28 protein-coding genes are annotated in these 24232 nt (G+C 65.9%); 19 read left to right on the top strand and 9 right to left on the bottom strand.

Annotation, left to right across the window (positions count from 1 at the left end):
• Position 1: 1 nt before the first annotated feature.
• The gene (locus DES47_RS18690; protein ID WP_133702270.1) at positions 2–745 is read right to left on the bottom strand and encodes a metallophosphoesterase family protein; all 744 of its coding nucleotides are present in this window, start codon (positions 743–745) and stop codon (positions 2–4) included.
• A 164-nt stretch (positions 746–909) separates the two neighbouring features.
• Here DES47_RS18690 and DES47_RS18685 point away from each other — a divergent pair, with 164 nt between their 5' ends.
• Positions 910–1719, top strand: a complete 810-nt coding sequence (locus DES47_RS18685; protein ID WP_243748384.1) for a substrate-binding periplasmic protein — start codon at positions 910–912, stop codon at positions 1717–1719.
• A gap of 6 nt (positions 1720–1725) precedes the next feature.
• Here the strand turns inward: DES47_RS18685 and argF are convergent, their stop codons facing one another.
• The gene (argF, locus tag DES47_RS18680; protein WP_133702269.1) at positions 1726–2688 is read right to left on the bottom strand and encodes an ornithine carbamoyltransferase; all 963 of its coding nucleotides are present in this window, start codon (positions 2686–2688) and stop codon (positions 1726–1728) included.
• Between the two features lie 5 nt (positions 2689–2693).
• On the bottom strand, positions 2694–3902 hold the full coding sequence (locus DES47_RS18675; protein ID WP_133702268.1) for an aspartate aminotransferase family protein: 1209 nt from the start codon (positions 3900–3902) through the stop codon (positions 2694–2696).
• 191 nt (positions 3903–4093) lie between these two features.
• Here DES47_RS18675 and DES47_RS18670 point away from each other — a divergent pair, with 191 nt between their 5' ends.
• Positions 4094–4432 carry a DUF3579 domain-containing protein gene (locus DES47_RS18670; RefSeq protein WP_133702704.1) on the top strand — a complete coding sequence of 113 codons (339 nt, stop codon included), beginning with the start codon at positions 4094–4096 and terminating at the stop codon, positions 4430–4432.
• Between the two features lie 121 nt (positions 4433–4553).
• On the opposite strand, the gene rpsT is transcribed toward DES47_RS18670, so the two are convergent.
• Complete coding sequence (rpsT, locus tag DES47_RS18665) at positions 4554–4856, bottom strand: 30S ribosomal protein S20 (protein ID WP_133702267.1); 303 nt, start codon at positions 4854–4856, stop codon at positions 4554–4556.
• A gap of 195 nt (positions 4857–5051) precedes the next feature.
• On the opposite strand from rpsT, the gene murJ reads away from it, so the two are divergent.
• From murJ to DES47_RS18620, 9 genes are all read left to right on the top strand, one after another.
• Positions 5052–6617, top strand: coding sequence for a murein biosynthesis integral membrane protein MurJ (gene murJ / locus DES47_RS18660; protein ID WP_133702266.1), 1566 nt, complete (start codon positions 5052–5054; stop codon positions 6615–6617).
• Between the two features lie 18 nt (positions 6618–6635).
• The gene (locus tag DES47_RS18655; protein WP_133702265.1) at positions 6636–7520 is read left to right on the top strand and encodes a SirB1 family protein; all 885 of its coding nucleotides are present in this window, start codon (positions 6636–6638) and stop codon (positions 7518–7520) included.
• A 75-nt stretch (positions 7521–7595) separates the two neighbouring features.
• On the top strand, positions 7596–8657 hold the full coding sequence (locus tag DES47_RS18650; RefSeq protein ID WP_133702264.1) for an AI-2E family transporter: 1062 nt from the start codon (positions 7596–7598) through the stop codon (positions 8655–8657).
• Between the two features lie 17 nt (positions 8658–8674).
• Positions 8675–9355 carry a DnaA regulatory inactivator Hda gene (gene hda, locus DES47_RS18645; protein ID WP_133702263.1) on the top strand — a complete coding sequence of 227 codons (681 nt, stop codon included), beginning with the start codon at positions 8675–8677 and terminating at the stop codon, positions 9353–9355.
• A complete protein-coding gene (locus DES47_RS18640; RefSeq protein WP_133702262.1) occupies positions 9352–10032 on the top strand; it encodes a histidinol-phosphatase in 681 nt (226 codons plus the stop codon). The genes hda and DES47_RS18640 overlap by 4 nt, the downstream gene beginning before the upstream one ends.
• Complete coding sequence (gene pcnB, locus DES47_RS18635) at positions 10029–11609, top strand: polynucleotide adenylyltransferase PcnB (protein WP_133702261.1); 1581 nt, start codon at positions 10029–10031, stop codon at positions 11607–11609. Before DES47_RS18640 ends, pcnB begins: the two co-directional genes overlap by 4 nt.
• A 6-nt stretch (positions 11610–11615) precedes the next feature.
• A complete protein-coding gene (gene folK, locus DES47_RS18630; RefSeq protein ID WP_133702260.1) occupies positions 11616–12107 on the top strand; it encodes a 2-amino-4-hydroxy-6-hydroxymethyldihydropteridine diphosphokinase in 492 nt (163 codons plus the stop codon).
• A gap of 149 nt (positions 12108–12256) precedes the next feature.
• Positions 12257–12904: a DUF47 domain-containing protein gene (locus DES47_RS18625; RefSeq protein ID WP_133702259.1), complete on the top strand. Its 648-nt coding sequence runs from the start codon at positions 12257–12259 to the stop codon at positions 12902–12904.
• A gap of 15 nt (positions 12905–12919) precedes the next feature.
• Positions 12920–13930 carry an inorganic phosphate transporter gene (locus DES47_RS18620; RefSeq protein WP_133702258.1) on the top strand — a complete coding sequence of 337 codons (1011 nt, stop codon included), beginning with the start codon at positions 12920–12922 and terminating at the stop codon, positions 13928–13930.
• 112 nt (positions 13931–14042) lie between these two features.
• On the opposite strand, the gene DES47_RS18615 is transcribed toward DES47_RS18620, so the two are convergent.
• The gene (locus DES47_RS18615; protein WP_133702257.1) at positions 14043–14483 is read right to left on the bottom strand and encodes a hypothetical protein; all 441 of its coding nucleotides are present in this window, start codon (positions 14481–14483) and stop codon (positions 14043–14045) included.
• Complete coding sequence (locus tag DES47_RS18610) at positions 14480–15040, bottom strand: GNAT family N-acetyltransferase (RefSeq protein ID WP_133702256.1); 561 nt, start codon at positions 15038–15040, stop codon at positions 14480–14482. The genes DES47_RS18615 and DES47_RS18610 overlap by 4 nt, the downstream gene beginning before the upstream one ends.
• A 177-nt stretch (positions 15041–15217) precedes the next feature.
• On the opposite strand from DES47_RS18610, the gene rpsP reads away from it, so the two are divergent.
• The 6 genes from rpsP to DES47_RS18580 all read left to right on the top strand — a co-directional run bounded on the left by rpsP (position 15218) and on the right by DES47_RS18580 (position 19161).
• Positions 15218–15469 carry a 30S ribosomal protein S16 gene (gene rpsP, locus DES47_RS18605; RefSeq protein WP_133702255.1) on the top strand — a complete coding sequence of 84 codons (252 nt, stop codon included), beginning with the start codon at positions 15218–15220 and terminating at the stop codon, positions 15467–15469.
• A gap of 27 nt (positions 15470–15496) precedes the next feature.
• Positions 15497–16084, top strand: a complete 588-nt coding sequence (gene rimM, locus DES47_RS18600) for a ribosome maturation factor RimM (protein ID WP_133702254.1) — start codon at positions 15497–15499, stop codon at positions 16082–16084.
• 30 nt (positions 16085–16114) lie between these two features.
• Positions 16115–16870: a tRNA (guanosine(37)-N1)-methyltransferase TrmD gene (gene trmD / locus DES47_RS18595; RefSeq protein ID WP_133702253.1), complete on the top strand. Its 756-nt coding sequence runs from the start codon at positions 16115–16117 to the stop codon at positions 16868–16870.
• A 127-nt stretch (positions 16871–16997) separates the two neighbouring features.
• The gene (gene rplS / locus DES47_RS18590; protein WP_133702252.1) at positions 16998–17351 is read left to right on the top strand and encodes a 50S ribosomal protein L19; all 354 of its coding nucleotides are present in this window, start codon (positions 16998–17000) and stop codon (positions 17349–17351) included.
• Between the two features lie 102 nt (positions 17352–17453).
• On the top strand, positions 17454–18143 hold the full coding sequence (locus tag DES47_RS18585; protein WP_243748383.1) for a CoA pyrophosphatase: 690 nt from the start codon (positions 17454–17456) through the stop codon (positions 18141–18143).
• 28 nt (positions 18144–18171) lie between these two features.
• Positions 18172–19161 carry a CobD/CbiB family protein gene (locus DES47_RS18580; RefSeq protein ID WP_133702251.1) on the top strand — a complete coding sequence of 330 codons (990 nt, stop codon included), beginning with the start codon at positions 18172–18174 and terminating at the stop codon, positions 19159–19161.
• 60 nt (positions 19162–19221) lie between these two features.
• Here DES47_RS18580 and rsgA read toward each other — a convergent pair whose 3' ends face one another.
• Genes rsgA through DES47_RS18565 form a run of 3 tightly spaced genes read right to left on the bottom strand, consistent with a single transcriptional unit; the run spans position 19222 to position 21754 of the window.
• Positions 19222–20127 (bottom strand): ribosome small subunit-dependent GTPase A, encoded by a 906-nt coding sequence (gene rsgA / locus DES47_RS18575; RefSeq protein ID WP_133702250.1) that lies wholly within the window; start codon positions 20125–20127, stop codon positions 19222–19224.
• On the bottom strand, positions 20124–20453 hold the full coding sequence (locus tag DES47_RS18570) for a 4a-hydroxytetrahydrobiopterin dehydratase (RefSeq protein ID WP_133702249.1): 330 nt from the start codon (positions 20451–20453) through the stop codon (positions 20124–20126). Before DES47_RS18570 ends, rsgA begins: the two co-directional genes overlap by 4 nt.
• Positions 20450–21754, bottom strand: a complete 1305-nt coding sequence (locus DES47_RS18565) for a M48 family metallopeptidase (protein WP_133702248.1) — start codon at positions 21752–21754, stop codon at positions 20450–20452. Before DES47_RS18565 ends, DES47_RS18570 begins: the two co-directional genes overlap by 4 nt.
• Before the next feature lie 57 nt (positions 21755–21811).
• Between DES47_RS18565 and orn the strand changes: the two genes are divergently transcribed.
• The gene (gene orn, locus DES47_RS18560) at positions 21812–22375 is read left to right on the top strand and encodes an oligoribonuclease (protein WP_133702247.1); all 564 of its coding nucleotides are present in this window, start codon (positions 21812–21814) and stop codon (positions 22373–22375) included.
• Positions 22376–22390: 15 nt separating this feature from the next.
• Positions 22391–24187, top strand: a complete 1797-nt coding sequence (locus tag DES47_RS18555) for a chorismate-binding protein (RefSeq protein WP_133702246.1) — start codon at positions 22391–22393, stop codon at positions 24185–24187.
• Positions 24188–24232: the final 45 nt, after the last annotated feature.

Here is a 24232-nt window from a genome sequence, read left to right as displayed (position 1 = left end):
CTCACTCTCCTTCGAACAGTCGCGCGGCCAGCCGGTCGGGCAGGCCGGCCTCGCGTATGCGCTGGGCGGCCCCTTCGATGTTGTAGGGCACGCGGTGAAAGGTCAGCTCGGCGTTGGCCAGGTCCAGCATGGCATAGGCCGCCGCCGGGTTGCCGTCGCGGGGCTGGCCCACCGAGCCCGGAATGGCCAGCCATTGGCGGTTGCTCAGCAGCGGGATCGGCACGCCGGCCACCGGTGCGAAGTCCCCGGCCTTGCCGGTGCCCGACAGATGGAACAGCATCGGCTCATGCATATGGCCGCAGAAGGTCAGGCGCTGACGCGTGGCGTGTAGGCTGCGCACCGCCTCGCTGCGGCCCAGGACGTACTCCCAGCCACCGGGGTCGAAGGCATTGGCATGGACATAGAGCCGGTCGTCGCGCTGCTGGTGCATGGGCAGCTTGGCCAGGAAGTCGAGTTGCTCGGGCTTGAGCTGGGAGCGCGTCCACTCGACCGCGGCGCGGGCGTCCTCGCGCATGCCCGAACCCGCGCCCTGCACCACGGCGGCGTCATGGTTGCCCATCACCGCCATGGCACCCTGGGCAACGAATTCGCGTACACGGTCGATCACCCAGCCGGGGTCGGCGCCATAGCCGACATAGTCACCCAGAAAGGCGTATTGAGTGGCGCCTTGGGCGCCGGCATGCTCCAGCACGGCCTCGAAGGCCTCGCGATTGGCATGCATATCGGTGATGAGAGCTTGTTTCATGGAAGGTGCAGCATGGCCTTTGCGGCTGACAGCAGGCTGAGCATAGGGCCCGCGGCGGTATCAGATGATGCCCAGGTCCGGTGTTGTGCGGTCAGCGCCAATATTCCGTGGTGTATCGATCCAAAATCGGCAAAAATGATTGAATCAACGAGAGGGGAACTCGGGTGCACACCAAGGTCAATCTGTGGCTGGGCCTGCTTGCGCTGATGGCATCGCCGAGCAGCCATGCCCAGTGCTCTCGCGCCATCCTGGTGCCGGTGGCAACCACCGGTCTGAGTGTCACCGTGGGCGCCGATGGTGTGGGGGGCGTCTATCCCGACATCTTGCGCAGTGTCTCAGCCAAGGAAGCGTGCACCTTCACGTTCACCGTGGTGCCGAGAGCGCGTCTGGAGGTGATGTTCGAGTCCGGCAAGGCCGACCTCCTGATCCCGGCCAGCAAGACCCCGCGACGCGATGAGCATGGCATCTTCGTGCCGATGATCTACAGCCGCGCGACCTTGATCTCCGTGGGTTCGGACCGGCCGGCCCTTCGCAGCATCCAGGAGCTGCTGGAGCGCCGCGAGCTGCGTGTGGCCCTGGTGCGCGGCTTCGACTACGGCGATGCCTACCAGGAGATGATCAGGGAGCTGGGCAAGCAGGGCCGTCTGACCTTCGACGTGGACGCCAATTCGATTGCCCGCAAGCTGGCGGCCGGCATGGCCGATGTGACGGTGATGGCGCCGTCCATCCTGCTTGGATCGATGGTGGGCGACGCCCGCGTCGAGCATCTGGCCGACAAGCTGCGCTACGAGCCGCTGCCCGAGCTGCCCTGGGGCGACAGTGGCGCCTATATCTCGAAGACGGCGGTCGGCGCCGAGGACCGCGCCGCCCTGCGTGAGCTGCTGGAAGGCGCGACCAAATCCGGCGCGGTGTGGAAGGCCTTTCTGCGCTACTACCCGCCGGGCAGCCTGAAGGACAGCATCAGGCCGCGCTAGCGGTCATCAGCCGATACGCCCGAGCAACAGGTACTCCATCAGTGCCTTCTGCACGTGCATTCTGTTCTCGGCCTCGTCCCAGACCACCGACTGAGGCCCGTCGATCACGTCGGCGCTGACTTCCTCGCCACGGTGCGCCGGCAGGCAGTGCATGAACAGTGCGTCGGGGCGAGCCAGAGCCATCATTTCGGCATCCACGCACCAGTCGGCGAAGGCCTTGCGGCGGGTTTCGTTCTCCGCCTCGTAGCCCATGCTGGTCCAGACGTCGGTGGTCACCAAGTCGGCGCCGCGGCAGGCCTCCATCGGGTCCTTGAAGACCTTGTAGCAATCCCTGTTGTTGATGCCTGCGACCTTGGCGTCCACCTCGTAGCCGCTGGGCGTGCTGACATGGACGGTGAAGCCCAGGATCTCGGCCGCCTGCAGCCAGGTGTTGGCCATATTGTTGCCGTCACCGACCCAGGCCACGACCTTGCCCTTCAAGCAGTCCGGGTCGATCACACCTCGCGCGCTGGTGCCTCGCTGCTCTATATAGGTGTAGATGTCGGCCAGGATCTGGCAGGGGTGGTACTCGTTGGTCAAGCCGTTGATGACCGGCACCCGCGAATGCGCCGCGAAGCGCTCGATCTTGGTCTGCTCGAAGGTGCGGATCATCACCAGATCGACCATGCGGCTGATCACTCGTGCGCTGTCTTCCAGCGGCTCGGCACGGCCCAGCTGGCTGTCGCCGGTGGTCAGGTGCACCACCGAGCCGCCCATCTGGTACATGCCGGCCTCGAAGCTGACGCGCGTGCGCGTGCTGGCCTTCTCGAAGATCATGGCCAGGGTACGGTCGACCAGCGGCTGGTACTTCTCGTAGTTCTTGAATCGTCGCTTGATGGTGGCCACTCGTTCGAACAAGTAGGCGTATTCCTCGGCGCGGAAATCCTTGAACTGGAGATAGTGACGCATCAGACTCATACCCGGTTTCATGTGGCTCAACTCTTGGCCAGAAAGGCCTTGATCAGGGGGCACAGGATGGCGACGATCTGGGCCGCCTCGTCCTCGCTCAATATCAGCGGCGGCACCAGGCGGATGACCTTGTCGGCGGTGACGCTGATCAGCAAGCCCGCATCGGCGGCCTGGCCCAGCAGCACGCCGCAGGGGCGGTCCAGCTCGATGCCAATCATCAGGCCCTGGCCGCGGATCTCGGTCACGCCACCCACACCTGCCAACTCACGCCGCAGACCATCGGTCAGCGCCGCGCCGACGGTGGCGGCATTGGCCATCAACCCATCCTCGACCATGATCTTCAGCGTCTCGACGCCGGCACGCATCGCCAGCGGGTTGCCGCCAAAGGTCGTGCCATGGTCGCCGGGGCGCAGCACGGTCGAGGCCTTGGGGCCGCAGACCACGGCGCCGATAGGCACGCCCGAACCCAGGCCCTTGGCCAGCGGCATCACGTCCGGCACGATGTCGGCCCATTGGTGGGCGAACCACTTGCCGGTGCGGCCGATGCCGCATTGCACCTCGTCGAGCATCAAGAGGATGTCGTGGGCATCGCAAACACGACGCAGATCCTTCAGGAACTGTATCGTCGCCGGGTTGATGCCGCCTTCGCCCTGAATCGTCTCCAGGAACACGGCGGTCACGTTCGGGTGTGCCTTCAAGGCGGCCTCGACGGCGGCGATGTCGTTCAGCGGCACCCGCACAAAACCCTCGACCAGCGGGCCGAAGCCGGCCTGTATGCGCGGATTGGCCGTGGCCGACAGGGTGGCGATCGAGCGGCCATGGAAGGCACCCTCGAACACGATCACCTCGGGGTTGTGGTTGCCGCGGTCATGGCCGTATTTGCGCGCGATCTTCAGCGCGCCCTCGTTGGCCTCCAGGCCGGAATTGCAATAGAACACCGTGTCCATGCCCGAGAACTCGGCCAGCATCGCCGCCAACTCCTCGCGCAGCGGCACGAAGTAGTAGTTGGAGCAGTGGATCAGCTTGGCGATCTGGTCCTGCAGGGCAGGCACCAGCTTCGGGTGGCCATGGCCCAGCGTGTTCACCGCGATGCCGCCCAGCCCGTCCAGGTATCGTCGACCCGCAGTGTCCCAGACCCAGCAACCCTTGCCATGGCTCAAGGCGATGGGCAGGCGGCCATAGGTGTGCATCACATGCGGTTCGGTCGGTACGGCAGGCTTCTCAGGGGCGTTCATCAATCCTCCAAAGGGGTTGCGGGAATAAAAAAGGCATCCCGGAAATGCGGGGATGCCTGATCCATTCTATAGCGCTGATTTTGCTGAACAAGCCATTGCTGCCCAAAACCACCGGCCTGAAGCCTGTTGCGGGCGGCTGGCGTGCTGCGCTGCAACACAAGCAAGGCACAATACTGGTTTTACGTTTCAGCATGACGCCGTCCCTCCCCAAACCCCGCGAAGTCTTTATCCAGGGCCTGACCCTGGAAGGCAAGACGTTCAGACCCAGCGACTGGGCCGAGCGGCTGGCCGGCGCGATGTCCTGTTTCCGCCCCGGCGGCGGCAAGGGCGGCATCGGTGCCTATATCGGCTACTCCCCCTATTGCGTGCCGCGCGTGATCAACGGCATCAAGTGCGTGATCGTCAACGAAGAGCTGAAAAGCCTCGAGCCCATGGCCTGGGACTTCGTGATGAACTTCGCCCGCGACAACCGGCTGCAGGTGGCCGAGGCCTGCTTGCTGCCCGAGGGCGGGGCGCCCAAAAAGGATTGATTCCCGGTCAGAATGCAAAAAGTCCGCCGAAGCGGGCCATCATGCAAAAAGCCCGCTTGCGCGGGCCGAATAAACAAAAAGCCCGCCGAAGCGGGCTTTGTGCTTTGCACCAGGGAGGCTGTTAGGCGGCTGCAGCCAGCGCCTTAATCTTCGCAGACAGACGGCTCTTGTGACGAGCAGCCTTGTTCTTGTGGAAGATGCCCTTGTCAGCCACCGAGTCGATGACGGTCTGAGCGGTCTGGAACAGCTCGGCTGCCTTGGCCTTGTCGCCAGTCAGCACAGCTTTTTGCACGTTCTTGATGACTGTGCGGAATTTGGAGCGCAGCGCCGTGTTGGCGGCGTTCAACTTGACGTCTTGGCGAGCGCGTTTGCGACCCGATGCCAGACGGACGGTTTTCTTTTTGGCTTTGGAAGAAGTGGCCATGCTGTAATGGTGCCCAGTTGGTGCAAAGACGACGAGTATAGCATTTGTGCGGACACTTAGCCAAGTTTGGTGACGGGGTCGAGTCAGACGCCGTGCAAAAACCGGCATTCCGATGGCGACCGCGCCCCGGCCGGACCCGATAATGCGGCCGTTCCGTCCTGCGCCCAGGCGCCCCTATGCTCATCGTCTGACTACATGAATCTTCTACGGGCCGCCTCGATTGTTTCCCTGCTGACCCTGGTATCCCGCATCACCGGCCTGGTGCGCGAGCAGATGGTGGCCTCGCTGTTCGGCGCCAACGCGATGACCGACGCTTTCAATGTGGCGTTTCGCATCCCGAACCTGCTGCGCCGGCTGTTCGCCGAGGGCGCCTTCTCCCAGGCCTTCGTGCCGCTGCTGGCCACTACCCGGGCCGAGCGGGGTGACGAGGCCACGCAGGCGCTGATCGACGCGGCCGCCACGCTGCTGGCCTGGGCGCTGCTCGCCACATGCGCTTTAGGCATCTTCGCTGCGCCGGCCCTGGTCTGGCTGCTGGCCTCGGGCATGGAGGGGGAGGGCCATGACGCTGCGGTGGTGATGACGCGCTTCATGTTTCCGTATATCGGCCTGATTTCGATGGTCTCGCTGGCCGCAGGCGTGCTCAACACCTGGAAGAAGTTCGTCGTGCCGGCGGCCACGCCGGTGCTGCTGAACCTGTCGTGGATTGCCGCGGGCTGGTGGTTGTCGCCGTACATGCCCGGCTGGGGCCTACCACCCATCTATGCCTTGGCCGTCGGCGTGATGATTGGCGGCGTGCTGCAACTGGCCGTGCAGGTGCCGGCGCTGATGCGTATCGGGCGGCTGCCGCGCATCGCGTTGAATCCGAGGCGCTTGAAGACCGCCTGGCAGCACGAGGGCGTGCGCAATCTGGTGCGGCGCATGGGGCCGGCGGTGCTGGGCGTGTCGGTGGCGCCGGTGTCCTTGATGATCAACAGTCAGATCGCCTCCCATATTGCCGTCGGCGCGATGTCCTGGCTGACCTATGCCGACCGGCTGATGGAACTGCCCACCGCCCTGCTGGGCATTGCGCTGAGCGTGGTGCTGACCGCCCAGCTGGCAGCGGCCCAGGGCCGGGGCGATACGGCCGCCTATTCTGCCCTGCTCGACTGGGGCCTGCGCCTGGTGCTGCTGCTGGCCCTGCCTTGCGCGGTGGCCCTGCTGGTGTTCGCCCAACCGATGGTGGCCGTGCTCTACCACCGCGGCGCCTTCCAGGCCGCCGATGTGCAGAACACGACCCTGGCGCTGATGGGCTATGGCGTGGGCCTGCTGGGCATCATCGCCGTCAAGGTGTTGGCGCCGGCCTTCTACGCCCGGCAGGACTACCGCACGCCGCTGCGCATCAGCGTCATCTCGCTGGTTGTCACTCAAGGGCTGAATTTGCTGTTTGTGCCCAGGTTGGGCATTGCCGGGCTGACCCTGTCGATCGGCGTGGCGGCCCTGCTGAATGCCTTGCTGCTGTTCCGTGGCTTGCGCAAGCTGGGTGGCTACAGCGCCCAAGCGGGCTGGACGGGCTTTGCGCTGCGCATCGTCATCGGCTCGGCCTTGATGGGCGGGCTGATGTGGGCGGCTGCTCACTACCTCGACTGGATCGCGCTGGGTGCCACCGACGGCCTGCGCGCGCTGTATCTGGCCGGCGTGCTGGTCGCCTCGGCCATCGTCTATTTCGCGGCGCTGCTGCTGCTGGGCATCAATTTGCGCCAATTTGCGAAACGGACCGCCTAGTCTGCCTAAACTGTGACCATGAGTTCATCCCTACGCCTGGAGGCGCCCAGCGCGCTGGAATACTTCCAAAGCCTGGTGGCCGATGACGCCAGCCTGCCGCTGTTCGAGACCGCCGTGTCGCTGGCCCAGGACGAGTTCGCCGGCCTGGACGTGCAGTCGGTACTGGCCGAGATGGATGCCCTGGGCGCACGTCTGCGCCGGCGCATACCGGCCGACAGCAGCCCGACCAACAAGCTGCGCTGGCTGAACAGCTATTTCTTCCAGGAGCTGGGCTTCGCCGGCAACGTCAACAACTTCTACGACATGCACAACAGCTTTGTGCATCAGGTCTTGAGCCGCCGGCGTGGCATACCGATCACCCTGGCGCTGATTTATATGGAGCTGGCCGGGCAGATCGGCCTGCTGGCAAGAGGCATCTCGTTCCCCGGCCACTTCCTGGTCAAGCTGCGCATGTCGCAGGGCGAGGTGGTGATAGACCCGTTCACCGGCAATTCGCTGTCGCGCGAGCACCTGGAGGAGTTGCTGACGCCCTACCGCCAGGCCCATGGCGAGAGCGGGGGGCCGGACGGCCAGGAACCGGCCACACCGCTGGCGCTGTTCCTGCGGCCGGCGGCACCACGCGAGGTGATTGCCCGCATGCTGCGCAATCTGAAGGAAATCCACCGCAGCAATCTGGACTGGGCCCGGGTGCTGGCGGTGATGCAGCGCCTGGTGCTGCTGCTGCCCGATGCCCCGGCCGAGCGGCGCGACCGCGGCCAGGCCTTCGAGCACCTGGGCCACTTCGACGCCGCCGCGGCCGACTATGTGCAGTATCTGGATCAATGCCCCGACGCGCCGGACCATGCCAGCGTCAAGCAGCGGCTGTTCGGGCTGCGCGGTGACGGGCGCTATCGCTTGCACTAGCCAGCGGCACCTTAGAATCCCGGCCGGCAGCTTCGAACTGCCATCGCCCACTCTTTCAGGACTCACCCACCGCGGATGAACCTCAGCACCCACCAACGCAAAGCCCTGAGCTGGGCGGCCCTGGCCGCCTTGTTTTTTGCTGCGCTCTGGCTGCTGTCGCCGGTGCTGGCGCCCTTCATCGTCGCGGCCCTGCTGGCCTACGCCCTGCATCCGGCCGTCGAGCGCCTGGTCGCCCGCGGCGTGCCGCGCCTGGCGGCGGCGCTGCTGCTGGAGACGGTGTTCTGCCTAGGGGTGCTGGCCCTGATGCTGCTGATCGTGCCGATACTGAGCAAGGAGTTGCCCCTGCTGCGCGACCAGATTCCGCGCGTGGCGGCGGCGCTGAACGAGCATGGGGTGCCCTGGCTGGCGCAGTTCGGCATCCATGTGTCGCTGGACACGGCCAGCATCAAGGCCTTTGTTGTCAAGTACCTGGACGCCAATCTCGAGGACTGGCTGGCCACCGCGCTGAGCTCGGCCCGCATCGGCGGCAGCTTCGTGCTGGCCATCGTCGGCAATGCGGTGCTGATGCCGGTGGTGCTGTTCTATCTGCTGATGGACTGGAACTCGCTGCGCGAGCGGGTCTGGGCCCTGGTGCCGCCGCGCGTGCGCGAGCCCACAGCCGCCTTCCTGGCGGACTGCGACGCGATGCTGGGCCAGTACCTGCGCGGTCAGATCCTGGTGATGCTGATACTGGCGGTGTACTACAGCGTGGCCCTGGCCTTGGCGGGATTCGACCTGGCCCTGCCGGTGGGCGTGTTCACCGGTCTGGCGGTGTTCATCCCCTACGTCGGCTTCGGCCTGGGCCTGCTGCTGGCCATGCTGGCCGGCGTGCTGCAGTTCGCCAGCCTGTATGGCGTGCTGGCCGTGGCGGTGATCTTCGGCCTGGGCCAGGTGCTGGAAAGCTTTGTGCTGACACCGCGCCTGGTCGGCGAGCGCATCGGCCTGAGCCCGCTGACGGTGATCTTCGCACTGCTGGCCTTTGGTCATCTGTTCGGCTTTGTCGGCGTGATGATCGCGCTGCCGGCCAGCGCCCTGGGCGTGGTGGCCGGCATGCGCCTGCACCGCCTGTATCTGAACAGCCCCCTGTTCAAGGGCTGAACCGGGATGTGGCGCAGTTGAAGCAGATTCCCCTGTCCCTGGGCCCCGAGCCCACGCTGAGCTTTGACAGCTTTCTGCCCGGCGCCAATGCCGCGGCCCTGGCCCATCTGCAGGGCCTGAGCGCGGGCTCGCCGCCGGTGTTTCTGTGGGGCGCGCACGGCAGCGGCAAGACCCATGTGCTGCGCGCACTGGCTCAACGCTGGCAGCAGCAGGGTGGGCAGGTCGGCTGGTACGACCTGAACACCCCCTTGCCCTGGGGCGTGGACGCCAATCAGAGCCTCTTGCTGATGGATGACTGCGACCTGTTCGATGCCGACCGCCAGCATGCCGCCTTCGCGCTGTTCGTCGAGGCCGCGACCCTGGGCCTGGCGGTGGTGGCTTCGGGCGCCCTGCCGCCGGTCGATCTGGCCGTGCGCGAGGACCTGCGCACCCGTCTGGGCTGGGGGCCGGTGTTCGGCCTGCAGCCCTTGAGCGAGCCGGAGATGCGGGCGGCGCTGCGCCGCGAGGCAGACCGCCGGGGCATCTTCCTCTCCGACGAGGTGATGGACTATTTGCTGACCCGCTTTGCGCGGGACCTGAAACACCTGATGCAGCTGCTGGACAGGCTGGATGTGTTCGCGATGTCGCACAAGCGCGGCGTCACCGTGCCCCTGCTCAAGCAAATGCTCGCCGATGCTGATGAAGAAGCAAAACCATGAACCTGACCCTTTTCGACCTTGATGGCACGCTGATCCCGACCGACTCCGACCACGCCTTCGGCCAGTTCATGGTCGATATCGGCTGGACCGACGGCGAGCGCTGGGCGCGCCGCAATGACGAGTTCTACGCCCAATACCAGGCCGGGCGCCTGGACCTGGACGCCTATGTCGATTTCGCCACCTCGGTGTGGCGGGCGCGGGCACCTAGCGAGTACCTGGCGGCACGCCGGCGCTTCATGGCCGAAGTGATGGAACCGGCGATGCACGACAATGCGCGTTCTTTGGTGCGTGACCACCAGCAGGCCGGCGACCTGGTGGCCATCGTCACGGCGACGAATGAATTCGTTACCGAGCCGATCGCCGAGGCCTTTGCCGTGCCGCACTTGATCGCCGTGGAACTGGAGCGTTTGGCCGAGGTGGACGGCCATGCGCCCTATACCGGCGCGGTGCGTGGTGTGCCCTCGTACCAGGCCGGCAAGATCACGCGCGTGCAGGACTGGCTGCGGGCGCAGGGCCGACGCTGGGAAGATTTCGAGCGCATCACCTTCTACAGTGATTCAATCAACGACCTGCCCTTGCTGGAGCGGGTGAGCCATCCGGTGGCCACCAACCCGACCCCGGCACTGGAGCACATTGCGCGCGAGCGCGGCTGGACCATTCTGAAACTCTTCGCATGATCAAGACCTTCATAGACAAGCTGCTGGGCAAGCCCGCGGCCGGCGCCAAGGGCGCCAAGAGCGTGTTGGGCAAGCGCGTGGAAATTCCGCTGGCCGAGCATCAGATCGACAAGACCCTGCTTGACGACCACGCGGTACGCGTCGTCAAGACCCTGGTCGATGCCGGCTTCGAGGCCTTCATCGTTGGCGGCGCGGTGCGCGACCTGGTGGTCGGCAAGCGGCCCAAGGACTTTGACGTGGCCACCAATGCCACGCCTGAGGATGTGAAGCGCCTGTTCCGCCGCGCCTTCATCATCGGCCGGCGCTTTCGCATCGTCCATGTCGTGTTCGGCCGTGGGCGCGAACACGAGGTGATCGAGGTCTCGACCTTCCGCGCGCTGCTGGTCAATGACGACGCCGAGCAGGTGGCGGGCAACGAGAAGACCTCCAAGGCCGAGATGGCCGGCAAGAGCCATGTGGTGGACGCCAGCGGCCGCGTGCTGCGCGACAACGTCTGGGGCCCGCAGATCGAGGATGCGGCGCGCCGCGACTTCACCATCAATGCGATGTACTACGACCCGGTGCGCGAGGTGGTGGTGGACTATCACAAGGGCCTGGCCGATGCGCGCAAGAAGGTGCTGCGCATGATCGGCGACCCCGAGACCAGGTACCGCGAAGACCCGGTGCGCATCATCCGCGTCGTGCGTTTCGCTGCCAAGCTGGGCTTCGACATCGAGCCCAAGACCCGCGCACCGATCAAGAAGATGGCTGAGCAACTGGTCAATGTGCCGGCCTCGCGCATGTTCGACGAGATGATCAAGCTCTTGCAGACCGGCCACTCGCTGGCGAGCCTGGAAGAGTTGCGCAAGCAGGGCCTGCACAAGGGCATCTTCCCGATTCTCGACGTGGTGCTGGAAGACGCCCACCGCAAGGACGGCCGCGACGCCTTCGTCAAGCGGGCGCTGGAAGACACCGATTTGCGCGTCAACGAGGGCCGTGGCGTGTCTCCGAGCTTCATGCTGGCCTGCATGCTGTGGCATGACGTGCTGGACCACTGGAATCGCCTGAAGGCCGGCGGCGAGGCGCCGGTGCCGGCGCTGCAGCAGGCGATCGAAACGGTGTTCGATGCCCGCATCGGCGATATCTCGGGCCGAGGCCGTCTGGCCGGCGACATGCGCGAGATCTGGATGATGCAGCCCCGCTTCGAGCGCCGCAGCGGCAATGGTCCGCTGGGCCTGGTGGATCAGCCGCGCTACCGCGCCGGCTTCGACTTCCTGCGCCTGCGCGCCGACGCCGGCGAGGTCGATCCGGCCTTGGCCGACTGGTGGGAAGACTTTGCGCTGGGCAGCGATGACGAGCGCCAGGCGCTGCTGGAGGTGGCCCGCGAGGCCGACCGCTTGCGCCGTGGCAACAGCCCGGCCCGCGCCGAGGGGGCTTCGGCAGGGCCTCGCGCACCGCGCCCGGAGGCGGCGGATGGTGAAGGCGAGGGCGCTGCGCCAGCCGCCAAGAAACGCCGCCGCCGCCGCAAGCCGGCCTCCCGCGGTGGCGCGGGCGGTGGCTCCGAGGGTGGTGCCCCCCCGCCGGCCTCCGAGCACTGAGCCGTCATGCCGGTGGAGAAGGCCTTCATCGGCCTGGGCGCCAACCTCGGTGACGCCCGCGCCACACTGGACGCCGCGCTGGCGGCCCTGCAGCAGCTGCCGCAGACGGAGTGGCTGGGCTGCTCGTCCTTCTACCGCACCGCGCCTGTGGATGCCCACGGCCCTGACTACCTGAATGCGGTGGCTGCCCTGCGCACCGGGCTGTCGCCTCAAGCCCTGCTGTCCGCACTGCAGGCCATCGAGCGGGCCAATGGCCGCGAGCGGCCCTACCGCAACGCGCCGCGCACGCTCGACCTGGATCTGCTGCTCTATGGCAACCAGGTGCTGGACACCTCGGCGCTGCAGCTGCCCCATCCGCGCATGCACCAGCGCGCCTTTGTGCTGGCGCCGCTGCTTGAAATCGATCCGGGCGTGCAGATTCCGGGACAGGGCGCTGCTGCGCCTCTGCTGGCCGGCCTGGGGGATCAGACCATGCAACGCCTGGGCGAAACGCGCTAAATCGAGGTTTCCCCGCCCGATCGGGCCATGCCGGATGCTCGTGATCCGGCCTTCGCACGTACACTTCGCACCCGTCGTGTGTGACATGACGATGACAAATTGATGACATGAGCGCGCCGGCATGGCCCGCGCTCGTCCAAGGACCCACTATGTTTTTTGGCAAATTCCTGCCCCGCGAAGGCAATTTCTTTGAGCTGTTCAATGAGCACGGCAGCAAGATCGTCGAGGGCTCTCGTGCCTTCATGCTGATGGTGCAGAACTACTCCGACCTGACCCTGCGCGAGAAATATGCCGCCGAGGTGGATGCCGCCGAGCGCCACGCTGATCGTGTCACCGCCGAGGTCAACCGCCTCTTGCACCGCACCTTCATCACGCCCATCGATCGAGAGCAGATCCACAGCCTGATCAACGCGATGGATGACATCCTGGACCTGTTCCAGGACGTCACCGAGACGCTGTCGCTGTACGACGTGCGCAAGATCACCGAGGAAGTGTTGCGCCTGGGCGAGCTCAGCACCAAATGCTGCGAGCGCGTGCAACACGCCGTGACCCTGCTGCCCAGGCTGAGCCGGCCCGAGGTGGCCGAGTCGGCGATCAAGACCTGTGAAGAGATCGACCGCCTGGAGTCCGACGCCGACCGCGTCATGCGTTCGGCCATGTCCAAGCTGTTCCGCGAGCAGGAAGATGTGCGCGAGCTGATCAAGCTCAAGGCGATCTACGAACAGCTCGAATCGATCACCGACCGCTGCGAAGACGTGGCCAATCTGATCGAGGGCATCGTCCTCGAGAACTCTTGAGTTGGTACGGTCTTGATGGAACCCCTACAGATCAGTTTCTGGGTCATCGTCCTGCTGGTGATACTGGCGCTTGGATTTGACTTCATGAATGGCTTTCACGACGCAGCGAACTCGATCGCCACCGTCGTCAGCACCGGCGTGCTCAAGCCGCAGCAGGCCGTGCTGTTCGCGGCCTTCTTCAATGTCGTGGCGGTGCTGTTCTTCCAGCTCAAGGTCGCGGCCACCATAGGCAAGGGCATTGTCGATCCGGGTATTGTTGACCACCATGTGGTGTTCGGTGCGCTGATCGGCGCGATTGCCTGGAATGTGCTGACCTGGTTCTACGGCATTCCGTCGAGCTCCTCGCACGCGCTGATCGGCGGCATCGTCGGTGCGGTGATTGCCAAGGCCGGATCTGGCGCCCTGGTCGCCGCCGGCGTGCTGAAGACGGTGCTCTTCATCATCGTCTCGCCGCTGCTGGGCTATCTGCTGGCCTCGCTGATGATGCTGCTGGTGGCCTGGATCTTCAGACGCACGCCGCCGTTGCGAGTGGACAACTGGTTCCGGCGTATGCAGCTGGTCTCGGCCGGCCTGTACAGCCTCGGCCACGGTGGCAATGACGCGCAGAAGACCATAGGCATCATCTGGATGCTGTTGATTGCTGCGGGCATGGTCGGCGCCGGCGACAAGGCCCCGCCCGGCTGGGTGATCTGGAGCTGCTATCTGGCGATCGGCATGGGCACCATGTTCGGCGGCTGGCGCATCGTCCAGACCATGGGCCAGAAGATCACCAAGCTCAAGCCGGTCGGCGGCTTCTGCGCCGAGACGGGCGGGGCGATCACGCTGTTCCTGGCCACGGCGCTGGGCGTGCCGGTGTCCACCACCCACACCATCACCGGCGCCATCGTCGGCGTCGGCTCGGTGCAGCGGGCCTCAGCCGTGCGCTGGGGCGTGGCCGGCAACATCGTCTGGGCCTGGATTCTGACCATCCCCTGCGCGGCCTTTGTGGCCGGGGTGTTCTACTGGCTGAGCTTCACCCTGTTCTGACGTGTTAGAAGTAGGACGCAGAGTCCGCAGAGCAAGCGCAGAGGCCGCAGAGAATCCCTATGGAAACTCTGCGGCCTCTGCGCTTCTTGACGTGCTCTGCGTCTGCTCTTCCTTACTGGCTCAGTTCCTGCGCGGCCTCGACCTGGCTCTCGAAGAAGCGCTGGCTGCCAAACGCTATGGTGGCCATCAGCGCGGAGGCCCCCAGCAGCAGCGACAGCACGACGGCAATGATGGCCGCCCAGCCGCTGGGCGCACTGGCCTTGCCGCCGTTGTAGCGCGCATCCCACTTCTCGTCCGAGGTCAGGCCGTAGACGATGGCCTGCAGCATGGCCTGGGCCAGCATCAGGCCCAGCAGCGGAATCAGCAGCCAGGCCAGGCGGTCATCCTGGCCCAGCAACTCCATCCGCTGCAGGCCGTAGTAGCCGGCCAGGGTGGGCAGCGGATGCAGCCAGGCCAGCTTGTCCTTGAAGCCGAACATATAGAGGCGGTGCAGGCCCAGGCTGCCGCCGGTCAGGGCCAGCCAGGTGGCCAGGGTCTTCGAGCGCAGGCTCATGAAGCGGCCTTGGCCACGTCCACCGGCGGGGTGTCGGCGCCCTGGCCCAGTTGCTTTTGCATCATCACCACGTCCAGCCAGCGGCCGAATTTCCAGCCGGCGTTGTTGATCACGCCGGTGGGCTTGAAGCCCAGGCTGCGGTGCACGCCGATCGAACCGAGGTTCTGCGAATCGCCTATCACAGCCAGCATCTGGCGCGCGCCCAGCGCCTCGCAGCGCGCCACCAGCTCGGCCAGCAGCAGCCGGCCCACGCCCTTGCCGTGGGCGTTGGGCCTCAGATAGATCGAATCCTCCAGGCAGAAACGGTAGGCCATGCGCGGGCGGAAGTAGTTGGCATAGGCATAGCCCAGCACTTCGCCCTGGTGTTCGGCGACCAGCCAGGGCAGGCCCCGGCCCAGCACCTCCTGGCGGCGGCGGGCCATCTCGGGCTGCTCTGGTACCTCGGTTTCGAAGGTGCCCGTGCCCTGCAAAACGGCCTGGGCATAGATGGCGGTGATGGCGGACAGGTCCGATTCGCTGCTCGGACGTAGGAATAAATTGGAAGACTCGGTGCTCATGTGGTCCCATTGGTTGCAGCTGGAGTTTATAATGCCGGGTTCCGGTGCTGGTCGGTCGCAAGATCGGCGTATCTACAGCGCCTCCCTCGCGAGGATGCAAAAAAGCATCTGAGCCCCCGATTTGCTCGCCTGAGTGTCTCCTGGTGTGGCGGTCGATCTGAAGATCAAGGAAACATCATGGTCGTTATTCGACTGTCTCGCGGCGGCTCCAAGCGTCGTCCGTTTTACAACATCGTTGTGGCCAACAGCCAGAACCGCCGTGACGGCCGCTTCATCGAGAAGGTTGGCTTCTACAACCCCGTGGCTTCCGGCGCTGCCGAATCGCTGCGCGTGGCTGTTGACCGCGTGACCCACTGGGTTGGCGTTGGCGCCCAGCTGTCGCCCACGGTGACGCGTCTGGTGGACCAGGCCAAGAAGGCCACGGTCTAACAAGACCGGACGCGATTGAACACCGAAGTGAGCTCACCCGACAGCAACGCCGCCTGGCCGGCAGATGCCATCGAAGTGGGCCGCATCGGTGAGGCCTGGGGGATCAAGGGCTGGGTCAAGGTTTTGTCCTACTCCGCCGATCCCCAGGCTCTGTTCCGGGCCAAGCGCTGGTTCCTCAAGGCTTCCGAGGACCGCAAATCGCTGCCCAAGCCAGGCTGGGTGCTGCCCGCCTCGCTGCAAATTACCCAGGTGCGTGAGCATGGCGATGGCATCGTTGCCAGCATCGATGGCGTGATCGACCGCAACGGCGCCGAAGCGCTGCGCGGCGCCCGCATCTTCACCTCACGAGCCGAATTCCCCAGCCCGAAGGCCGACGAGTACTACTGGATCGACCTGATCGGTCTGCAGGTCGTCAACACCCAGGGCGAAGATCTGGGCACGGTGATCGGCCTGATCGACACCGGTCCGCACAGCGTGTTGCGCGTGATGCCGGCCGGCCTGGTCGAGCCGATCAAGCCCGACGAGGAGCGCCTGATTCCGTTTGTGGCCGCCTATGTGGGCGAGGTCAGTCTGGAGCAGCGCCGCATCACCGTCGATTGGGGTCTGGACTACTGAGTCAGACCGTGGCCGAGGCCATGCACCGCCATGCGCTTTGACGTCGTCACCCTGTTCCCCGAGTTGTTCGGCCCGCATCTGAGCGAGGGCGTGACGCGCCGCGCATTCGACAGCGGCCAGGTCGACGTGCGGCTGTGGCAACTGCGTGATTTCGCCGATGGCAATTACCGCCGCGTCGATGACCGCCCCTACGGCGGCGGCCCGGGCATGGTGATGCTGGCCGAGCCGCTGGAGCGTGCGCTGGCTGCGGTGCGTGCCGACCGCGCCGATGCGACGCCGCTGATCCACTTTTCACCCACCGGCCGGCGCATCGACCAGGCCCTGGTGCAGGAAATGGCCGCCGGCCCCGGCGCCGTGCTGCTGTGCGGCCGCTACGAGGGCATAGACCAGCGCGTCATCGACCGCCATGTGACCCTTGAGCTAAGCCTCGGCGATTTCGTGCTGTCCGGCGGCGAGTTGCCGGCGATTGCCTTGCTGGATGCGATCGCCCGGCTGCAGGACGGTGTGCTCAACGATGCCGCCTCGCACCAGCAGGACAGTTTTTCCGATGGTCTGCTCGACTGCCCGCACTACAGCCGGCCCGAGCGCCTGGTCACGCCGGAGGGCGAGCTGGCGGTGCCGGCCGAGCTGATGAGCGGCCACCATGGGCATATTGCGCGCTGGCGCAGGGAGCGCTCGCTGGAGATCACGGCCCGCCGCCGGCCGGACCTGATCGCCGCGGCCCGCGCCGCCGGCAAGCTGAGCCGCGACGACGAGCGTTTTCTCTCCACGTTGAAGCCGGGTTGAAGCACGCCTCGCCGAATCCGACGCAAAGCTGCGCTATAATCAAAGGCTTTTCGATCCTCTGGCGGGCTGGGATGGTCCTCATCCCTGGAAAACATATGAGCGCCGCCATGATCACAAGGAGAACTCTGTGGACTTGATCCAAACCCTTGAGCAAGAAGAAATTGCTCGTCTGAACAAGACCATCCCCTCGTTCGCCCCCGGCGACACGGTGATCGTCAGCGTGAATGTGGTCGAAGGCACGCGCAAGCGCGTCCAGGCCTACGAAGGTGTCGTGATTGCCAAGCGCAACCGCGGCCTGAACTCCAGCTTCATCGTGCGCAAGATCTCCAGCGGCGAAGGCGTGGAGCGTACGTTCCAGCTGTACAGCCCGCTGATCGCCACGATCGAAGTGAAGCGTCGCGGCGATGTGCGCCGTGCCAAGCTGTACTACCTGCGCGAGCGTTCGGGCAAGTCGGCACGTATCAAAGAGAAGCTGGCTTAATTGCCCGCTGCCGGTCCAGGAGGTGCGAAAGTACCTTTTTGACCAGTGCCCACAAGGCCGCCTCCGGGCGGCTTTGTCGTTTCCGCCCTATGCTCTGCTGCTGTGACCGTTCCCATCTTCGATCCCCATGCCGTTCCGGTGATCAGCCGCGACGAGTACCTGCCCGCGCTCGGTCCCGAACGGATGACGCCGGCCTTTCTGCGCCAGCGTTTTCGCGATGGCGCCGACTGGCAGCCCGAGATTCCGGGCGACGGCCGCATGAGCGATCGCGAACCGGCCCAGGCCTCGGTGCTGGTGCCGCTGGTGATGCGCGAGGCCGGCCTGAGCGTGCTGCTGACGCGGCGCACCGCGCATCTGCGCGCCCACGCGGGGCAGATCAGCTTTCCCGGCGGCCGTGTCGAAGAGCATGACTTCGACCCGGTGGCGACCGCCCTGCGCGAGACCGAAGAGGAGGTCGGCCTGTCGCATGACTTCGTCGAAGTGATCGGCCATTTGCCGATCTACACCACGGTCACCGCCTTCCAGGTCACGCCGGTGGTCGGCCTGGTGCGGCCGGGCTTCACGCTGACGCTGGACACCTTTGAAGTGGACGAAGCGTTCGAGGTGCCGCTGCAGTTCCTGATGACGCCGGCGCACCACCAACGCCATCAAGTCGACTTCGAAGGTGGCCGCCGGCAGTTCCTGTCCATGCCCTGGACAGGCCCCGATGCAGCGGGCGCGCAACGCGAGTACTTCATCTGGGGCGCCACCGCCGCAATGCTGCGCAACTTCTACCGCTTTCTCTCTGTGTAGCGAGGCTTGACCGCTATCATCCCTGGCCATGAACTTCTTCGCGGTCTTGTTTGCGCTGCTGTTTGAACAGCTGAAACCTTTGCCTCACGGGAACCGGGTCCACGACTCCGTCATTGCTTGGGTGCGCTGGACCGGACGCAACTTCGACGCCGGCCGCGAGCATCACGCCACTGTCGTCTGGTGCATCACCGTGCTGGGTCCTGCCCTGGTCACCGCGCTGATCCATCTGCTGATCAACCACTTCAGCATCTTCCTGGCCCTGGCCTTCGATGTGCTGATGCTGTACCTGACCCTGGGCTTCAGGCAGTTCAGCCACTACTACACCGATATCCGCGACGCGCTGGAGCGCGGCGACGAGCTGGAGGCCCGGCGCATGCTGGCCGAGTGGCGCCATCTGGATGCCAGTGAGTTGCCGCGCACCGAGCTGCTACGTCACGTCATCGAGCACTCGCTCTTGGCCGCGCACCGCCATGTGTTCGGCGTGTTCTTCTGGTTCATCGTGCTGTCCACCCTGGGCCTTGGCCCGGCCGGTGCGGTGCTCTATCGCATGGCCGAATTCGCTAGCCGCTACTGGGCCTTCAAGAGCCGCACCACTGATGCGCCGACCAACGAGCGGCTGATGCAGGTCTCGCAGCGTGTGTTCGGCTGGATCGACCATGTGCCCGCGCGGCTGACCGCCGCCGGCTTTGCCATCGTCGGCAATTTCGAGGAGGCGGTGAATGGCTGGCGCCGTGACGCCGGCCTCTGGCGCCATGCCAACGAGGGCATCATCCTGGCCTCGGCCGCCGGTGCCCTGGGCCTGCAGCTGGGCGGCAGCGCCGCACCCGGCGTGACGCCGGACCGCTCCAAGACCTTCGATGCAGGCATCAATCCGGACAGCATGGACACCGATGGCGCCACGCCCGGTCAGCAGGCCCAGCTGGGCCATCTGCAAAGCGTGGTCGGCCTGGTCTGGCGCTCGGTGATTCTGTGGATGCTGCTGCTGGCCTTGATGACCTTGGCGAATCTGATCGGGTGAGGAGTCCCGGATTCCATCCGGGCTACCGTAGCCCGGATGCAATCCGGGGCCGCCGGCCGTTCAGTATCTCTTCCCACCCAGCTCCTGCAAGATCTCGCCGTAGATGCGGTATCGCGAGGCATTGATCTCGCCACGCTCCAGCGCCGCGCGCACGCCGCAGCCCGGCTCGTGCTGATGGGTGCAGTTGTAGAACTTGCAGGTTTCTGCGTGCCTGCGCAGATCGGGCATCAGCCCCGGCAGCTGCAGCGGCTCGATCTGGCGCAGACCGAATTCCTGGAAACCCGGCGAGTCCAGTAGACCCGTCTTTCGCTCGTCGTCCAGCCAGTACCACTTGGTTGTCGTCGTCGTGTGGCGGCCCGAGTTCAGCGCCTGCGAGATGTCGCCGACCTGCGCGTTGGCGTCGGGTATCAGCATATTGATCAGGGTCGACTTGCCGGTGCCGCTGGGGCCCAGCACAAGGGTGGCCTTGTCTTTCAGCCAGGGCTGCAGCAGGGCGGTGGAGCCCACCGGGTCGGCCTTGAAGGCGACCTCGATCACCTCCTGCCCCATCGCGCGATAGGGTGCCAGGCGTTCGCGTGCCAGCTGCACGCCGGGCAGATCGGTCTTGTTCAGGGCGATCGTGGTGCTGATGCCGGCGCTTTCGGCAGCGATCAGCGCACGGGCCAGCTGCGACTCGCTGAACACCGGCTCCACCGCGACCAGTATCAGCAGCTGGTCGAGATTGGCGGCAAAGCTCTTGGTCTTCCACTCGTCCTGGCGGAACAGCAGATTGCGCCGCGGCTCGACCTGCTCGATCACGCCCTCGTCGCCGGTGATGGCCCAGCGCACGCGGTCGCCGACGACGCAATCGCTCTTCTTGCCCCGCGGCCGGCAATTGACGCGCCGGCCTTCGGGTGTTTCCACGAGATAGTGGCGGCCATGGCCAACCACCACCAAGCCAATGTCCAGATCGCTGAACCGGCTCATGCGGATGTGGGCTGCATGGCGTTCACCAGCTGAGCGCAGATGAAGTCATTGACCGAGATGCCTCTGACCGAATGGGTGTTGAAGCGGACGACGCAACGGCCGTAGGCGATGTGCATATCGGGGTGGTGATCCTGCTCGTTGGCCAGTTGCGCCACCGCATTGACGAAGGCCATGGTCTGGTGGAAGTTGGGGAAGTTGATGCGCCGCTCCAGCGCGCCCTGCGTCAGCCGCCAGCCGCTGATCTGGTCCAGCAGGTCACTGACCTCGGCCTCGCTGAGCGCCGTGACCTCATTCGAGCAATGCGTGGGCAGATCGGCAAGCGTCATGCGGCGCGGCCTCCATGCAGACTCAGCGCGGCCAGGCGTTCGCTGGCCGGCGGGTGTGAGTAGTAGAAGCGAGCATAGACGGGGTCGGGCGTCAGGGTGCCGGCATTGTCCTCATGCAGCTTCAAGAGCGCATTGGCCAGGTCCTGGCCGCTGGCCTGGGCGCAGGCGTAGGCGTCTGCCTGGAACTCGTGCTTGCGCGACAGCATCGCGCTCAGCGGCGTGAAGAAGAAGCCGAACACCGGCACCACCATCAGGAACAGCAGCAGGGCCAGCGCATCATTGGGCGCGCTCATGTTCGGCCGCACGCCCAGGCCGGCGAAGAAGCCCGCCTGCTGCGACAGCCAGCCGAGCAGCGCGAACGCCAACAGGCTCAAGGCGAACATCGAGACGATGCGTTTCAGCACATGCTTGTGCTTGAAGTGGCCCAGCTCGTGGGCCAGCACCGCCTCGACCTCGCCGGCGTTGAGCCGCTGCAGCAGCGTGTCGAAGAAGACCACGCGCTTGGCCGGGCCCAGGCCGGTGAAATAGGCATTGCCATGGGCCGATCGGCGGCTGCCGTCCATCACGAACAGGCCCTTGGCGGCAAAGCCGCAGCGCGCCATCAGCGCCTGCACACGTGCCTTCAGGCCCTCGTCGGCCAGTGGCTCGAACTTGTTGAACAGCGGCGCGATCACGGTCGGGTACAGCACCAGGATGATCAGGTTGAAGGCCATCCAGGCGCCCCAGGCCCAGGCCCACCAGTAGGCACCGGCGGCGCCCATCAGCCACAGCATCAGCGCGGCGATCGGCAGGCCGATCAGGGCGCTGACCAGCAGGCCCTTCAGTGCATCGCTGACGTAGAGCTTCCAGGTCGTGCGGTTGAAACCGAAGCGCTGCTCCAGCCGGAAGGTGTTGTACAGCTCCCAGGGCAGGTCCAGCAGCGAGGCCATCAGGCTGAAGGCGGTCAGCAGCGCCAGCTGGTAGGCCATGGTTCCCCAGGTCGGCTGCACCAGGTCGCGCAGGGCCAGGTTCAGCCATTCCAGGCCACCGAGCAGGGTCCAGCCCAGCAGCACGGCCGCACCGAAGGCGGTGGCCAGCAGGCCGTAGCGGCCCTTGGCCAGCGTGTAGTCGGCGGCCTTCTGGTGGGCTTCCAGCGACACGGTGCCGACAAAAGCGGCCGGCACGGCGCCGCGGTGCTGGGCGACAAAACGCATCTGGCGGGTGGACAGCCAGAACTTGACGAGCAGCGAGGCGATCAGCGCAGCCACGAACAGGGCGGTCAGCGTGGGGGCGTCAACAGGGGGCAAAAAGGATGAAAGCATGGGGCGAAGTGTAGGGCTGCGACAATCCGGCTTGAAGCAATACACGAGGAAATGCCCATGAGCGAAGCCGCAACCCTGGCCAGCAGCGACCAGAACCTGATCTGGATCGACCTGGAAATGACCGGTCTCTACCCCGACACCGACCGCATCATCGAGATCGCCGTGGTCGTCACCGATGCCAATCTGACCCAGCGCGTCGAAGGCCCGGTGTTTGCCATCCACCAGAGCGACGAGACGCTGGACAAGATGGACAACTGGAACAAGGGCACGCACGGCAAGAGCGGGCTGATCGATCGCGTCAAGGCCTCGACTATCACCGAGGAAGAGGCCACCGCCCAGGTGATCGCCTTCCTGAAGACCTATGTGCCCAAGGGCAAGTCGCCGATGTGCGGCAACAGCATCTGCCAGGACCGCCGCTTCCTGGCCAACTACATGCCGACCCTGGAAAGCTTTTTCCACTACCGCAATCTGGACGTCAGCACCCTGAAGGAACTGGCCAAGCGCTGGAAGCCCGGCATCCTGGACGGCTTCAAGAAGGCCCAGGCGCACACGGCGCTGGCCGACATCCATGAGTCGATCGACGAACTCGTCTACTACCGCACCCATCTGCTGAGCCTGTAAGGCTGCCGGGGCGCCATGTACGCCGCCTTCGACTTTCCGCGCCACCCGCTGTCCCGCGAGGACGGCGAGCGGCTGCGTGGCGCCTTTTTGCGGCCGCCGGCGCGTTGGCTGCGGGCGTTCGCGCTTAGCGAGGTAGTGGACGTGCTCGATCAGGCCTGGCGTGCCAGCCTGAATGGCGCCTGGGTGCTGGGCGGCGTGCGCTACGAGGCGGCCGCTGCTTTTGATGCCGCGCTCGTCACCCAGGGTTGGCCGGATAGACCCTTGGCCGAGTTCGCCGTATTCGAGCAGGCGCCGACCGAGTGGCCGGCCGCGGTCACGCCGGATCGGGCGCTGAACAGCGACTGGCTCGATGCCCAGGCCGAAGCCGCCGAGCTGCAGCAGATCGAACGCATCCGCGAATGGATACGCAGCGGCGACTGCTACCAGGTCAATCTGACCACCCGCCTTGATTCGCTCCTGGCCGAGGGTGCGACCGCCTGGCAACTGTTCCGCGCGCTGCATGCCGCCCAGCCCGGCGGCTTCTCGCTGTTCCTGCAGGACGGTGAACGTGCCGTCGCCAGCGTCTCCCCCGAGCTGTTCTTCGATTGGCGCCCCAGCAGTGCCCAGGGCGAGAGCGCAGGCTCGCAGGACTGGCAGCTCGCCGCCCAGCCAATGAAGGGCACGGCGCCGCGCGGCCGCGACGTGGTGGAAGACGAGGCCCGGCAGCAATACCTGCGCACCAGCGTCAAGGAGCGGGCCGAGAACCTGATGATCGTCGACCTGCTGCGCAATGACATGGGGCGGCTCGCGCGCCTGGGCAGCGTGCGCGTGGCGCGGCTGTTCGAGCTGCATGCGCTGTCCACCGTCTGGCAGATGACGTCCACCGTCACGGCCCACACGCCGGCCACCACCACCTTGGCCCAGGTGTTCGCCGCGCTGTTTCCCTGCGGCTCGGTGACCGGCGCACCCAAGGTGCGGGCGATGCAGATCATTCATGAGCTGGAGCCCGGGCCGCGCGGCTTCTACTGCGGCGCGTTAGGCCTGCTGCGGCCGGGCGGGACGGCTACCTTCAATGTGCCGATACGCACGGTGGAACTGGATGCGGGCCGTCTGCAATGCGGTATCGGCAGCGCCATCACCCTGGATTCCGATCCGGCCGCCGAGGTCGGCGAATGGCGGGCCAAGAGCCGCTTTCTGCTGCGCGCCCAGGCGCCGATCGCTGCGCTGGAGACCCTGCGGCTGCAGGAGGGCGAGTACCCGCGCCTGGACGGCCATCTGCAGCGATTGCGGCGCACGGCCCGCCACTTCGGCCTGGCGCTGGATCTGGCCGAGGTTCGCGCCGCGCTGCAGCGGCTTGCCCAGGGCAAGCCCGAGGGCAACTGGCGCACCCGGCTGACCGTGGCCGCCGATGGCGCCATCGGGCTGCAAGCCACACCGCTGGCCGAGACGCCACCGGTCGTCATGCTGGCCCTGGCCGCTCAGCCGATGGCCAGCCACGGCCCCGCCGCCGAGTTCCTGCAGCACAAGACCACCCGCCGCGAGCTTTACGACGCGTTGCTGGCGCTCAAGCCGCCCGAGGCCTTCGACCTGATCCTGTGGAACACCGACGGCGAACTGACCGAGTGCGCGATCGGCAATCTGGCCCTGCTGCGTGCTGGCCAGTGGCTGACCCCGCGCGCCGAGGCCGGCCTGCTGCCGGGGGTCTATCGCGAGCAGTTGCTGGCCGAGGGACGCATCGTCGAGGCGCGGTTGATGAAGGACGATCTGGCGCTGGCCGAGGGTTTGGCCTTCTTCAACAGTTTGCGGGGCTGGTGCCCTGCAAAGCTCCTCTAGCCTGGGCTCGTCGCCGCCGGTCCGGTTTCGTCGCAATGACGCCCC

Source organism: Roseateles toxinivorans (assembly GCF_004362525.1).
Classification (GTDB): Bacteria; Pseudomonadota; Gammaproteobacteria; order Burkholderiales; family Burkholderiaceae_C; genus Paucibacter; species Paucibacter toxinivorans.
Note: the sequence above shows the minus strand (reverse complement) of the source record. Positions and strands in the feature narration are given on the sequence as shown.